General features: G+C 65.3%; 15 protein-coding genes. 9 read left to right on the top strand and 6 right to left on the bottom strand.

Features of this window, described 5'->3' with window-relative positions:
* Positions 1 to 18 precede the first annotated feature (18 nt).
* Positions 19 to 717, top strand: coding sequence for an urea ABC transporter ATP-binding subunit UrtE (gene urtE, locus N0B28_RS02570; protein ID WP_043863491.1), 699 nt, complete (start codon positions 19 to 21; stop codon positions 715 to 717).
* Positions 718 to 749: 32 nt separating this feature from the next.
* Positions 750 to 1271, top strand: coding sequence for a GNAT family N-acetyltransferase (locus N0B28_RS02565; protein WP_058541576.1), 522 nt, complete (start codon positions 750 to 752; stop codon positions 1269 to 1271).
* A gap of 99 nt (positions 1272 to 1370) precedes the next feature.
* Here the strand turns inward: N0B28_RS02565 and N0B28_RS02560 are convergent, their stop codons facing one another.
* Together N0B28_RS02560 and cbpA are read right to left on the bottom strand one after the other, a co-directional pair.
* Positions 1371 to 1676 (bottom strand): chaperone modulator CbpM, encoded by a 306-nt coding sequence (locus N0B28_RS02560; protein WP_043863493.1) that lies wholly within the window; start codon positions 1674 to 1676, stop codon positions 1371 to 1373.
* A 2-nt stretch (positions 1677 to 1678) separates the two neighbouring features.
* Entirely contained in the window at positions 1679 to 2641 is a 963-nt protein-coding gene (gene cbpA, locus N0B28_RS02555) for a curved DNA-binding protein (RefSeq protein WP_043863494.1), read from the bottom strand.
* Positions 2642 to 2807: 166 nt separating this feature from the next.
* On the opposite strand from cbpA, the gene N0B28_RS02550 reads away from it, so the two are divergent.
* The 3 genes from N0B28_RS02550 to N0B28_RS02540 are packed head-to-tail and all read left to right on the top strand — an operon-like array spanning position 2808 to position 5950.
* On the top strand, positions 2808 to 4073 hold the full coding sequence (locus N0B28_RS02550; protein WP_043863495.1) for an Hsp70 family protein: 1266 nt from the start codon (positions 2808 to 2810) through the stop codon (positions 4071 to 4073).
* A gap of 27 nt (positions 4074 to 4100) precedes the next feature.
* Positions 4101 to 5015 (top strand): hypothetical protein, encoded by a 915-nt coding sequence (locus N0B28_RS02545; protein ID WP_043863496.1) that lies wholly within the window; start codon positions 4101 to 4103, stop codon positions 5013 to 5015.
* Complete coding sequence (locus tag N0B28_RS02540) at positions 5012 to 5950, top strand: hypothetical protein (RefSeq protein WP_275730173.1); 939 nt, start codon at positions 5012 to 5014, stop codon at positions 5948 to 5950. Before N0B28_RS02545 ends, N0B28_RS02540 begins: the two co-directional genes overlap by 4 nt.
* Before the next feature lie 44 nt (positions 5951 to 5994).
* Here the strand turns inward: N0B28_RS02540 and N0B28_RS02535 are convergent, their stop codons facing one another.
* Positions 5995 to 7002: a hypothetical protein gene (locus N0B28_RS02535; protein WP_054916161.1), complete on the bottom strand. Its 1008-nt coding sequence runs from the start codon at positions 7000 to 7002 to the stop codon at positions 5995 to 5997.
* Between the two features lie 166 nt (positions 7003 to 7168).
* Here N0B28_RS02535 and N0B28_RS02530 point away from each other — a divergent pair, with 166 nt between their 5' ends.
* Both N0B28_RS02530 and N0B28_RS02525 read left to right on the top strand, forming a co-directional pair.
* Positions 7169 to 7720, top strand: coding sequence for a hypothetical protein (locus N0B28_RS02530; protein ID WP_275730171.1), 552 nt, complete (start codon positions 7169 to 7171; stop codon positions 7718 to 7720).
* Entirely contained in the window at positions 7713 to 8657 is a 945-nt protein-coding gene (locus N0B28_RS02525) for a hypothetical protein (protein ID WP_275730168.1), read from the top strand. The genes N0B28_RS02530 and N0B28_RS02525 overlap by 8 nt, the downstream gene beginning before the upstream one ends.
* A 14-nt stretch (positions 8658 to 8671) precedes the next feature.
* Here N0B28_RS02525 and N0B28_RS02520 read toward each other — a convergent pair whose 3' ends face one another.
* Together N0B28_RS02520 and N0B28_RS02515 are read right to left on the bottom strand one after the other, a co-directional pair.
* The gene (locus tag N0B28_RS02520; RefSeq protein ID WP_043863501.1) at positions 8672 to 8956 is read right to left on the bottom strand and encodes a PsiF family protein; all 285 of its coding nucleotides are present in this window, start codon (positions 8954 to 8956) and stop codon (positions 8672 to 8674) included.
* A gap of 75 nt (positions 8957 to 9031) precedes the next feature.
* Positions 9032 to 9817, bottom strand: coding sequence for a helix-turn-helix transcriptional regulator (locus tag N0B28_RS02515; RefSeq protein ID WP_043863502.1), 786 nt, complete (start codon positions 9815 to 9817; stop codon positions 9032 to 9034).
* A 113-nt stretch (positions 9818 to 9930) separates the two neighbouring features.
* Between N0B28_RS02515 and N0B28_RS02510 the strand changes: the two genes are divergently transcribed.
* The gene (locus N0B28_RS02510) at positions 9931 to 10842 is read left to right on the top strand and encodes a DMT family transporter (RefSeq protein WP_088514148.1); all 912 of its coding nucleotides are present in this window, start codon (positions 9931 to 9933) and stop codon (positions 10840 to 10842) included.
* Here the strand turns inward: N0B28_RS02510 and N0B28_RS02505 are convergent.
* A complete protein-coding gene (locus N0B28_RS02505) occupies positions 10802 to 11692 on the bottom strand; it encodes a triacylglycerol lipase (protein ID WP_236176686.1) in 891 nt (296 codons plus the stop codon). The genes N0B28_RS02510 and N0B28_RS02505 overlap by 41 nt on opposite strands.
* A gap of 134 nt (positions 11693 to 11826) precedes the next feature.
* Here N0B28_RS02505 and osmE point away from each other — a divergent pair, with 134 nt between their 5' ends.
* A complete protein-coding gene (osmE, locus tag N0B28_RS02500) occupies positions 11827 to 12171 on the top strand; it encodes an osmotically-inducible lipoprotein OsmE (RefSeq protein ID WP_275730164.1) in 345 nt (114 codons plus the stop codon).
* Positions 12172 to 12182 lie beyond the last annotated feature (11 nt).

Genomic DNA, 12182 nt, shown 5'->3' with positions numbered 1-12182 from the left:
CAAAAAAGGACAAGGCACATGCTGAAAATCGACACCCTGCACCAGTACTACGGCGGCAGCCACATCCTGCGCGGCCTGTCGTTCCAGGCCAAGGTCGGTGAGGTCACCTGCCTGCTGGGCCGCAACGGCGTGGGCAAGACCACCCTGCTGCGCTGCCTGATGGGCCTGCTGCCCGCCCGCGAAGGCAGCGTGCACTGGGAGGGCCAGGCCATCACCACGCTCAAGCCGCACCAGCGCGTGCACGCCGGAATCGCCTACGTGCCCCAGGGCCGCGAGATCTTCCCGCGCCTGACGGTGGAGGAGAACCTGCTGATGGGCCTGTCACGCTTCGGCGCCAGCCAGGCGCGGGAGGTGCCGGCCTTCATCTACGAACTGTTCCCGGTACTGCTGCAGATGAAACACCGCCGCGGCGGCGACCTGTCCGGTGGCCAGCAACAGCAACTGGCCATCGGCCGCGCCCTGGCCAGCCGCCCGCGCCTGCTGATCCTCGACGAGCCCACCGAAGGCATCCAGCCATCGGTGATCAAGGAGATCGGTGCGGTGATCCGCCAACTGGCCGCGCGTGGCGACATGGCGATTCTGCTGGTGGAGCAGTTCTACGACTTTGCCGCCGAGCTGGCCGACCAGTACCTGGTGATGTCCCGCGGCGAGATCGTGCAGCAGGGCCGCGGGGAAAACATGGAGGCCGAAGGTGTACGCGGCCTGGTTACGATTTAATCTGTGCGCCTGTCCCGTTTCGAGAGCCTGTCATGAATCACATCCGCGACGCCGTGCACGCCGACCTGCCGGCCATCCGTGATATCTACAACGATGCGGTGCTCAACACCCTGGCGATCTGGAACGAGCAGACGGTCGACCTGGGCAATCGCCAGGCGTGGTTCGCGGCGCGCCAGGCGCAGGGTTATCCGATTCTGGTGGCGGTGAATGAGGCAGGGGACGTGCTGGGCTATGCCTCGTTCGGCGACTGGCGCCCGTTCGAGGGGTTTCGCCACACCGTGGAGCATTCGGTGTACATCCGCAGCGACCAGCGCGGCCAGGGCCTGGGGCCGTTGCTGATGCAGGCGCTGATCGAGCGTGCCAGGGGCTGTGGCAAGCATGTGATGGTGGCGGCGATCGAGAGCGGCAATACGGCGTCGATCCGCCTGCACGAGCGGCTGGGCTTCACCCTGAACGGACAGATGCCGCAGGTGGGGGTGAAGTTCGGCAAGTGGCTGGACCTGACCTTCATGCAACTGATGCTGGCACCGGGGGCGCAGCCCCCACAGGGCTGAGGGCCTCATCGCGGGTCAAGCCCGCTCCCACAGGTACAGCGCTGGCTTGGAGGCCAACGGCGTATCGGTGGGAGCGGGCTTGACCCGCGATTGGGCCGGTCAGCCTTGCACAAACCTTCCCAGGCGCTGCTTCAACATCGAGTTCTCACTGCGCAACTGCTTCACTTCCTCCAGCAGCTCCAGCGCCAGCGCCACCCCTTCCCACTCCAGTTCCAGCTCCTGGTGCAGCTTGGCCGCGCGCTTGGCCAGCACCGGGGCACGGTCGTCGAACACCCATTCCTCCGGCGTTCGCCCCGAAGGTTCAACGATGCCGTGCTCGACGATCTCGATCACGTAGGCTGCCGGTACATCGGCCTCCTGACAAAGGGTTCGCATGTCCAGTTGAACGATCAGGGTACTGCTCATGGTCACTTACTCCATTGAGTTCGCGGGTTGAACCCGGCCTTCTCCGACAGTTTGGTCCACAGTTCGCGGGCTTCGGCGCTCGATTGCGTCGGCATCACCACTTTCAGCTGCGCATACAGGTCGCCACGCTGGCCCTGCTTGTTGCTCAGGCCCATGCCCTTGATGCGCAGGCGCTGGCCGCTCTGGCTGTCGGGGCGGATGGTCAGGTTGACCTTGCCGGTCAGGGTCGGCATCTCGACCTTGGTGCCCAGCGCAGCCTCCCACGGTGCCAGCGGCACGGTGATGATCAGGTCATGACCTTCGACATCGAACAGCGGGTGGGGTGCCAGGCGAATGATCAGGTACAGGTCGCCATTGGCGCCGCCGCCCACGCCCGGTGCACCCTGGCCCTTGAGGCGGATGCGCTCGCCGTCGGTCACCCCGGCAGGGATCTTGACGTTGAGGGTCTTGGTGGTGTCGCCCGTGCGCTGCCCGGCCGCGTTGTACTGCGGCACCTGGAAGCTGATCTTCTTCGACTCGTTGGCCAGGGTTTCCTCGAGGAAAATCGCCAGTTCCATTTCCACGTCCTGCCCTCGCCGACCGGCACTGCGTTGCTGGCCACGGCCAAAGGGGTTGCCGTTGCCACGTCCGGCCGAGCCGAAAATGGAACTGAAGAAGTCCGAGAAGTCGCCGCCGCCAAAGTCGGCACCGCCACCGCCACCGCCACGGCTTTCCCAGCCCGGCGGGCCCTGGAAGGGCCGGCCGTGCTGGCCGTACTTGCGCAGCTCGTCGTATTCGGCGCGCTTTTCAGGGCTGCTCAGGGCCTCATAGGCCTCGTTCACTTCCTTGAAGTGGTTTTCGGCGTCGCGCTCTTTGCTGACGTCCGGGTGATACTTGCGCGCAAGCTTGCGGTAGGCGGTCTTGATCGCCTTTTCATCCGCCGTGGGCTCTACGCCAAGGATCTTGTAATAGTCTTTGAAGTCCATCTTTACGATTCACCATCGGTTATCGAATGCATCACTGCTGTGAAGATTGGGGTCAAGCATAGCCTTTCAAGTCGGACAAAGGATTGCTGTCGAGCAGATATTCGGTCTTGATTCTGCCGATGGCTGGCATAAACTGCGCGGCCGTTTTTCCCCCGGAAGCACACCCATGAGTCACGCATCCCCGGCCCGCGCCTGCGGTATCGACTTCGGCACCTCCAATTCCACCGTCGGCTGGCACCGTCCCGGCGTGGATTCGCTGATTGCCCTGGAAGACGGCAAGATCACCTTGCCCTCGGTGGTGTTCTTCAATATTGAGGAGCGGCGCCCGGTCTATGGCCGGCTGGCCCTGCACGAGTACCTGGAGGGCTACGAAGGCCGCCTGATGCGCTCGCTCAAGAGCCTGCTGGGCTCCAAGCTGATCAAGCACGACACCAGCGTGCTGGGCACCGCGCTGCCGTTCAAGGACCTGCTGGGCATGTTCATCGGCGAGCTGAAGAAGCGTGCCGAGGCCAATGCCGGGCGCGACTTCGACGAGGTGGTGCTGGGCCGCCCGGTGCATTTCGTCGACGACGACCAGGCCGCCGACCAGGAGGCCGAAGACACCCTGGCCGAGGTGGCGAAGAAGATCGGCTTCAAGGACGTGTCGTTCCAGTACGAACCCATCGCCGCAGCCTTCGACTACGAGTCGAGCATCCAGGGCGAAGAGCTGGTGCTGATCGTCGACATCGGCGGTGGTACCTCGGACTTCTCGCTGGTACGCCTGGCCCCCGAGCGCCACATGCTCGATGACCGCCACGCCGACATTCTGGCCACCGGTGGCGTGCACATCGGCGGTACCGACTTCGACAAGCAGCTGAGCCTGCAGGGCGTGATGCCGCTGTTCGGCTATGGCAGCCGCATGAAAAGCGGTGCCTTCATGCCCACCAGCCACCACATGAACCTGGCCACCTGGCACACCATCAACTCGGTGTACTCGCAGAAATCCCAGCTGGCGCTGGGCAGCATGCGCTACGACATCGAGGACACCGACGGCATCGACCGCCTGTTCAAGCTGATCGAACAGCGCGCCGGGCACTGGCTGGCGATGGAAGTGGAAGCCACCAAGATCGAGCTGACCCACAGCGACAGCCGCCTGGTCGACCTCAAGCGCGTGCAGCCCGAGCTGAGTGTGGAGTTGACCCGTGCGCTGTTCGAGGCGTCCATCGACAGCCTGCTCGAACGTGTGCGTGGCAGCGTCGGCGAGCTGCTGAACAAGGCCGGCGTCGGTGTGGCGCAGGTCGACACGGTATTCTTCACCGGCGGCTCCAGCGGCATCCCCGCCCTGCGCCAGAGCGTGGCGGCCATGCTGCCCAACGCGCGCCACGTCGAGGGCAACATCTTCGGCAGCATCGGTAGCGGCCTGGCGATCGAAGCCCGCAAGCGTTACGGCTAGCCCGCCGCCCCACAAGGACGTGAACAGATGAGTTTCAAACCCCTGGCGCTGATCAGCGCCCTGCTGCTGGCCGGTTGCAACGACGACCTGATGACCCTGCGCTTCGAGGACTCGGCCGGCTCGTCGGGCACCGGCCTGGACGCGCGCAAGCAGCAGATGATCGACGAGGCCCTGGTGCAACGCCAGATCGACCCGAAAAGCCTGCGCTGGCGGGTCGACCTCGAAGACCAACACCTGGTGTACGTGAGGGAACTGCAGCCGCTGAGCGAGGCGCAGCGCAAGGCGTTGCGCGAACCGTTCGACGAGATCCTGCAGGCACGCGCGGCGAACACGCTGCAGATCGAACTCACCCTGGACATCACCCCCGAGCAACGCCAGGCCCTGAGCGCGGCAGAGCGCCAGCGGATCGACGCGCTGCCGCAACCGCTGTTGATCCCGCTGGAGCTCAGCCCAACGGTGCTGACCATGGCGCTGATGCCCAGGGACGACGACAACGTGCCGCGGGACGTGACCGAACGCATCAACTCCAAGGTCACCTGCCAACTGCAGGCGCTGCCGGTAAAGCCGTTGCCGGAAGGCATCACCGGCCTGTGGCAGATGACGCTGGACACGGCCAATCAGGTCAGCGTCGAGCTGGGCGAAGCGCACTACCCGGCGCATTACCGGCTGACCGACGCCGGCCTGCAAGGCAGGATCGACAAAGGCGAACTGTGGCTCGTCGAGCCGAACTACCTGTCGGTGGACCCACTGGTGGTGATGCTGGGCTTTTCGGACCTGGGGCAACAGCGGCTGTACCGCAGTTTTCCGTTGCAACCCAATGCTTCGCAGCTGATCCATTCGTGCGAAAGCGCTGCCAACCACTTGCCACGCCCCCTGAGCTTTCGGGTCGGGGACGGCCTGGACCGGCTCGAATCGGTGACCTACAAGGAAGAAACCCAATGAACCTGGCCAGAACCCTGGCACTGTCGAGCGCGCTGCTGCTGGGCGGCTGCGGCGATGAAACACTCATGAGCGTGCGCTTTCAGACCGACGTCGGCACCGCCCGCTGGGGGCTGGACCCGATCAACCTGCAGATGATCGGCGAGGCCCTCGAACAGCGCCAGGTCGACCCCAAGCGCCTGCGTTTCGACGTGGATGCCGAGGACAAGCGCCTGGTGCATGTGGTGCTGCTGCAACCGCTGGATGAACAGCAGCAGGCCGCCTTGCGCGGGCTGTTCGAGGACATCGTGCAGGCGCGCAACGCTGTCACCTTCGCTATCGAAGTCACCCTGCAACCCACCGCCGCCGAGCGCCAGCGCCTGACCCCAAGCCAGCTGCAGGCCCTGGAGGCGATGCCCGCCTCGTTCACCCTGCCCGCCGAACCGGGCGACGAAGTGAGCACGGTGGCCGCGATGCCGGAGCAATGGCCGGGCACCACGATGGATGTCAACGAACAGGTGCAGGCCGAGGTCAGTTGCCTGCTGTACATCAGCCCGCGCCAGTATTACCCGGGCATGACCGACGTCTACGCGGCCAAGGGCGATGACCCGCAGCGGGTGGTGCTGGAGTTTGCCGAAACAGGCGAAGCGGATGCCTTCAGCCTGTGGAAGGTGAGTGCCCGCTACCGCTTCAAGCAGGCCAGCCTGCAGCAGCAGGTCGACAAGGGTGAACTCGCGCTGCTGCCGGCTGACGAGCAGAACCGCAAGAGCCTGAGCATCGCGTTCAAGCTGGCGGACCTGGGCGAGCACGAGCTGATGCGTGCCTACCAGATCGACTATCGGGTCAAGGCCCTGAACAGCCAGTGCTACGCCGAGCAGATGAAGCTCGGGCGGCCGTATACGTTCTTCATGGGTGCGGGGCTGGATCGCGTGGAAGCGGTCACTTATCCACAGAAATGAGTTGGCCTCTTCGCCAGCAAGGCTGGCGAAGAGGCCCGTCGGCCTTACACCAGCTCGGCCCGGCGCAACTCGCTCTTCAGGTACGCATAGTAGATCGGCCCCGCGACCACGCCCGGCAAGCCGAACGCCGCCTCGAACACCAGCATCGCCAGCAGCAGCTCCCACGACTTGGCGCGAATCTGCCCGCCCACGATGCGCGCATTGAGAAAGTACTCGACCTTGTGGATCACGATCAGGTAGCCCAGCGCCGCCACCGCCACCCAGATCGACAGCGACAGGCCGACGATGGTGATCAGCGTGTTGGACATCAGGTTGCCGATCACCGGCAGCAGCCCCAGCAGGAAGGTCAGCACGATCAGCGTCTTGGTCAGCGGCAGGTGCACCCCGAACAGCGGCAGCACCACCGCCAGGAATACCCCGGTAAAGGCGGTGTTGAGCAGCGAGATCTTGATCTGCGCGAACACGATGTTGCGAAACGCCTGCACCAGCAGCGACAGGCGCTCGAACAAGGCCGCGGCCAGCGGTTTGCGCTGGGTCAGGTCGGGGATGCGCTGCAAGGCCACGATGGCGCCCAGGATCATGCCGATCAGCAAGGTCACGAACATGTGCGCCGCGCCCTTGCCCACCAGTTGCAGGTCGGCCAGGTGGGTGCGCAACCATTCGCCGATGGCCACCTTGAACTCCGCCGCACTGGCCGGCAGGTAGGCATCGATGAACGGCGGCAACTGCCCGCGCGCCTGGTCCACCAGCAGCATGAACTTGTCCAGCGACGCGCCGGGATTCTCCGCCTCGTGCAGCAGAAAGCTGATGGCCCCGGCAAACAGCAGGCTCAGCACGCTCACGATCAGCGTGCCCAGCAACGCCACCGCCACCCAGCGCGCACGCTGCCCGGCAATCAGGTGCTGCAGCTTGGGCGTGAGCATGTTGACCAGCTCGAACACCAGCAGGCCGGCCAGCAGGCTGGGCAGCAGCTTGAGCGGCAGCGCCAGCAGCAACCCGGTGAACACGATGAGCCAACTCGCCAGGACGATCTGGCGCTGGGTAAATGTCATACAACCTCGGAGGCAGAAAGACCACAAAGACGGCAGTCTGCCAGCCTTCTACGAGCAGGCATAGGGGCACGCGGGGCGCGGCGCGCTGGCGTTGCCAGGGCAATCTTTCTATGATGCCCGCCCTCACGGAATGACCGCGCGCCCATGCGCAATCGCAGGAGCGTGCATGCACGAAAAAGATATCCTCGAAATACTGGTGCCGATTCTCTGCGTGCTGATTGTCTGGCGCATCACGCCGATCTTCTGGACGTTCTTCATGACCTGGCTCAACCGCGTCAGGTACCTGCGCCGCGCCACCCCGATACGCCAGCTGAACGACGGCGAGCGCGAGGCCCTGGCGTTTCTCGGCGGCCCGGCCTACATGCTGCGCAAGCTGGTCGGCACCACCGACCTGCCCTGGAAGAAACTGGCCCACGTCACCGGCAAGCGCGCTGCGGTGTACCGCCTGCAAGGCCCGCTGGACACCTGGGGCTACTCGCTGCAGCACTTCGGCGAAACACACCACCGCATCCAGGGCATCGCGGTGCACATGCCGCTGGAGGACATCGAGGAAAAGACCGACCCGCACAACGAGGTGGAGGTGATGTTCAGCCGGGGCGTGGCCATCATTCTTAGCGTCAATGGTCGGCCCACCCTCATCGAAACCCTGCGCCTGTGGCAGCCTCGCCTGCTGCCGCTGCAGGAACACGCCGACACGGCCAAGGAACCCCATGCGTAAGGTACTGCTGTGCGCGCTCGCGCTGTTGCTCGCAGGCTGTGACAAGGACTTTCTGTTGCTGCACTTCCAGGCGCCGGTGGGCGACCTGTACTACAGCCGGGACGTGCATTACAGCTACCGCGAATCGATCTTCGCGCTGCTGGCCGCGCACCACATCCCCACCGACAGCCTGGTGATGGAGATGGACGAGTACAACGACAAGGTGGTGCACCTGCGCCTGACGGACGACTCACTGAGCCCACAGCAGCTGGACGAGATTCGCGAGGTGTTCGAAGCCATCATCCCGGCACGCAATGCGGTGACCCTGAACATGAAGCTGCGGTTCGACGCCGACCAGGCCCAGGGGCTGACCGGCCAGCGCCAGGGCACCGGCGCGCCGCCGCGTCACTTCGACACCACCGTGTTGACCCCGCAGAACCTGCACATTGCCCTTGGCCAGGGCATCGGTACCCCGCCGCACAGCAACCCCTACCTCAAGGTGCTGCCGCAGGCCGATGACCAGATGCTCTGCACCCTGGAGGCCGGCATGACTCCGACACTGCCGTTCTACATGCTCGCCACCGGGCCAGGCGAGCTCGGCTCGGGCCGTCAGGGCCTGCTGCACGTGCGCAACCGCGACTTCCAGGCCGCCCAGGTGCCAGTGCACCTGCAGTTCGAAGACGCGGCGCTGCGTCGACTGGTCGATAACGGCACCCTGCAGGTGGCGTTCAGCACCCGCAACTGGCTCGACTACCTGAACCCCGACAACATTCACCTGCACTTCGTGATCGGCCCGCCACTGGTATCGGCGCCGATGGCCGAGATGACCCATGCGCGTGCCCGGGAACTGCACACCGAGTGCAACCAGCGCATGGACGCACTGGGGCGGCCGTTCTCGTTCTTCTTTGGCGAGGGCGTGGACCGGCTGGTGTATGTGGGCCTGCCGGCACGCGACTGAGCCTCAGCAGGGGCTCATTTCTTCTTCAGGCAGGTACTCATGAACGCCTTGCGCTCGTCGCCCTTGAGCGCCTGGGTGGTGGCGTCGGCATTGCAGGTCTTCATCTTCTCCTGCTGGGTCGCGGGCTCGGCCTTTTTCAGGCAGGTGCTCATGAACGCCTTGCGCGCGTCACCCTTGAGCGCCTGGGAGGTAGCGTCGGCATTGCAGGTCTTCATCTTCTCCTGCTGCGCGGTGGCGGCGAACCCCTGCGAACACATCAGGACGCCAAGCAGCAGCAACGGCACACGCAACATTTTCATGGGGCATTCTCCTGGTCGCCACGCCATCCGCGCAGCCTCGACACCAGTGTAGACAAGAATTTTTACAAACCCCTGTCAGCCGCGGCGCGCCTGGCGTCGGTACTGCTCCGGGGTGCACTGGGCCTGGCGCTGGAACATCGCGATAAAAGCCGATGGGCTGCCGTAGCCCAGGTCGAAGGCGATCTGCTGGATGCTCTGCTCGCCCTCCAGGGCCTCGATGGCCCGCAGAAACCGCAGGCGCTGGCGCCATTCGCCAAAGCTGATACCCAGCTCGCGGATGAACTGGCGGGCCAGGGTGCGCTCGCTCACATGCACGCTGGCGGCCCAGTCGCCCAGCGGACGGTTGTCCCCAGGGTTGCGTTGCAGGGCCTGCAGCACGCTGCGCAGGCCCGGGCCCTGGGCATACGGCAGGTAGCCGGTGTGCACCGGCGCGCAGTGCAACTGGTCCACCAGCACCTGGGCCAGGCGCTGGTCGGCATCGGTGCGCGGTACCTTGACGTCGCGCCGGGCAAAATCGCCGAGGATGGCCTTGAGGATGTCGCTGATCACCAGGCTGCACGGCTGCGCAGGCAGGCTCTGGCTCAGCTCGCGGGTGATGTACACCGAGCGGTACACCACGGCCTGGGGGTTGTAGCAACCATGCTCGGTGTCCGGCGGCACCCATACCGCGTAGTTGGGCGGCGAGAAGAAGCGCCGGCCGTCGATCTCCAGCTGCATCACCCCGTGGGCGGTGTAGTTGAGCTGGCCCCAGGCGTGACGGTGCGCGGCGCTGTGGGTGTCGGCGCCGAACTCGTCATAGCGGAAGTACACCGGTGCCGGTAGCGCGTCCAGCTGCGGGATGTCGAGGTATTTGCGTGCCATGCTGTCGGTCGAATGCTGTCTGGATCAATGGGCGGGTTGTCTGGATCGCAGTATAAACATCCAGACAGACAGGCGGATAATGACCGCCGTCATCTTCAAAGAGTCCCTGTTGCATGAATTATGCGTTCCCCCTGCTGGCCATTCTGATCTGGGCCGGCAACACCGTGGTCAACAAGCTGGCCGTCGGCGCCATCTTCCCTGCCGAGATCGGCTTCTACCGCTGGGTGCTCGCCGGCCTGCTGCTCAGCCCGTTCCTGCTGCGGGCAGTGCTGCGCAACCGCGCGGCGATCCGTCCGCACCTGGGCAAGATCATCATCCTCGGGGTGCTGGGCATGGCGGTGTACCAGAGCCTGGCGTACTTTGCCGCCGCCATCACCAGCGCCACCAACATGGGCATCATCCTGTCGCTGATGCCGCTGATGTCGCTGGCCCTGGCCATCGCCACCCTGGGCCAGCGCCTGAGCGCCGGCGCGCTGCTGGGTGCACTGGTGTCGTTCGCCGGGGTGCTGGTGGTGGTGTCCGGCGGCGACCCGGCCGCGCTGCTGGCCCACGGCCTGAACCTGGGAGACGCGATGATGCTGATCGCCACCCTGGCCTATGCGGTGTACAGCACCCTGCTGAAAAAGTGGCAGCTGCGCCTGCCGCCGCTGCAACTGCTGTACCTGCAGGTGCTGGTGGCGATCGTGGTGCTGTTGCCGCTGTACCTGTTCTCGCCCAAGGCCGGGCTGAGCGTGGACAACATCGGCCTGGTGCTCTATGCCTGCGTGCTGGCCTCGATCGTGGCGCCACTGGTGTGGATGCAGGCGGTGGTGCGCCTGGGGCCCAGCCGCACCACGCTGTTCTTCAACCTGCTGCCGGCGCTGACCGCGGTGATCGCGGCACTGGTGCTCGACGAGCGCCTGGCGCCGTATCACCTGGTGGGCGGCGTGCTGACCCTGGCCGGGGTGATTCTGGCCGAACGCTGGACCACCCCGCTGCGCCGCCTCAAAGCCCCGCCGCCTTCAGACGCGCCGCGTGCTCGGTAAACAGCCGTACCGGGTCGGCGCCCTTGCCCACCGCGCCGAGTGACTGGTTGACGATATCCAGGTGATCCAGCGGGTAGTCGTCGCCGATCACCTGGCCCAGGTGCGAGCTGAACCGCCCGACCATGCCGTCGCACTGGCCCGGTTCACGCACGAAGGTGCGCGCGAACAGGCGGCAGAAGCGGTTGCTGCCATCGAAGCGGTTGCGCCCGCTGTCGGTGATGCCCGGCTGCAAGGTGCCCGACCACGAGTAGTAGCGCACCCCGTCGACCTCGGCCGGCCCCTGGCCACCCCAGGTCAGCGGCAGGCCCTGTGGATAACGCTGGTTGAACAGGGCCACGCCCTCGAATGTCAGCGACTGGTGCGAGGCGTGCACGTCGATGGGCAGGCCTGCCCCGCGCCAGCCGGTTTCCAGCCAGCCCATCAGCCGTGCCAGCCCGTGCAGCACCAGTTTGAGAAGGCGCCCGCGGACGGAATCGCCGGGGTAGTGCCTGTCCAGGTAGTCGGCCAGTTCGGAGCCGTGGTTGGGGCCCGCGATGGAGGTGACCGAGGCCACCCATTCCGGGCGCCTGGCCGCCGCATAACGGGCGGTCAGCGCACCCTGGCTGTGGCCCAGCAGGTGAACCTTGTCGGCGCCGGTGCGGCGGCGCAGGTCGTCGATGATGCGCAGCAGCTGTTCACCGCGCACCTCGTTGCCGTGGATCGGCGAGACCTGCACCGGGAACACCGTGGCCCCGCCCCGGCGCAGGGCCGCGACAATGCCGAACCAGTACGGGTACAGCACCAGGCGCACGAAGCCGAGCATGCCCGGCACCAGTACCAGTGGATAACGCGTTGCAAGCGCTTGCGACATGGCGGCCCCTCCCGATCCGTGGCAGTGCGCACCACCCTACAGGCACAACAATGGCAACTGCAATCGAACTCCCGGCGTGCGCTGCGGTTCCAACCCTTATCAGGCCATGACGGCCTTCACAAGGGAGCGAGACCATGTACAAGCACGCCCTGGCAGCCCTGCTGGCAAGCGCCACCCTGGTAGGCTGCGGCAGCAACCGCCCTGAAAACCCTGTGGACTACGTGACCTACCGCGAACAGCCGCTGGTTAAGCAGGTGGGCAACGGCATGACCATGCAGCAGGTGATCGCCATCGGCGGCAGCCCTTCCTCCGTCATCGACCTGCCACACGGCGGCACATGCAACAACTACGTGCTAAACCATGAAGGCAAGCAACAGGCTTACTACGTGCGTTTCGATGCCACCGGGCATGTGGATGCCAAGGGCTTCAAGACGTGCGAGCAACGCCAGAAGGACGAAGAGGCCCTTCCCGGCGCGTAAAACTTTTAGCG

Origin of the sequence: Pseudomonas sp. SD17-1 (assembly GCF_029201585.1) — a bacterium.
Classification (GTDB): domain Bacteria; phylum Pseudomonadota; class Gammaproteobacteria; order Pseudomonadales; family Pseudomonadaceae; genus Aquipseudomonas; species Aquipseudomonas palmensis.
Note: the sequence above shows the minus strand (reverse complement) of the source record. Positions and strands in the feature narration are given on the sequence as shown.

Coding starts and splice junctions, on each gene's coding strand:
- N0B28_RS02530 (WP_275730171.1), top strand. CDS start 7,169: ATGCACGAAAAAGATATCCTCGAAATACTGGTGCCGATTCTCTGCGTG.
- N0B28_RS02535 (WP_054916161.1), bottom strand. CDS start 7,002: ATGACATTTACCCAGCGCCAGATCGTCCTGGCGAGTTGGCTCATCGTG.
- N0B28_RS02510 (WP_088514148.1), top strand. CDS start 9,931: ATGAATTATGCGTTCCCCCTGCTGGCCATTCTGATCTGGGCCGGCAAC.
- N0B28_RS02505 (WP_236176686.1), bottom strand. CDS start 11,692: ATGTCGCAAGCGCTTGCAACGCGTTATCCACTGGTACTGGTGCCGGGC.
- N0B28_RS02540 (WP_275730173.1), top strand. CDS start 5,012: ATGAACCTGGCCAGAACCCTGGCACTGTCGAGCGCGCTGCTGCTGGGC.
- N0B28_RS02550 (WP_043863495.1), top strand. CDS start 2,808: ATGAGTCACGCATCCCCGGCCCGCGCCTGCGGTATCGACTTCGGCACC.
- N0B28_RS02525 (WP_275730168.1), top strand. CDS start 7,713: ATGCGTAAGGTACTGCTGTGCGCGCTCGCGCTGTTGCTCGCAGGCTGT.
- N0B28_RS02520 (WP_043863501.1), bottom strand. CDS start 8,956: ATGAAAATGTTGCGTGTGCCGTTGCTGCTGCTTGGCGTCCTGATGTGT.
- N0B28_RS02545 (WP_043863496.1), top strand. CDS start 4,101: ATGAGTTTCAAACCCCTGGCGCTGATCAGCGCCCTGCTGCTGGCCGGT.
- osmE (WP_275730164.1), top strand. CDS start 11,827: ATGTACAAGCACGCCCTGGCAGCCCTGCTGGCAAGCGCCACCCTGGTA.
- N0B28_RS02515 (WP_043863502.1), bottom strand. CDS start 9,817: ATGGCACGCAAATACCTCGACATCCCGCAGCTGGACGCGCTACCGGCA.
- N0B28_RS02560 (WP_043863493.1), bottom strand. CDS start 1,676: ATGAGCAGTACCCTGATCGTTCAACTGGACATGCGAACCCTTTGTCAG.
- N0B28_RS02565 (WP_058541576.1), top strand. CDS start 750: ATGAATCACATCCGCGACGCCGTGCACGCCGACCTGCCGGCCATCCGT.
- urtE (WP_043863491.1), top strand. CDS start 19: ATGCTGAAAATCGACACCCTGCACCAGTACTACGGCGGCAGCCACATC.
- cbpA (WP_043863494.1), bottom strand. CDS start 2,641: ATGGACTTCAAAGACTATTACAAGATCCTTGGCGTAGAGCCCACGGCG.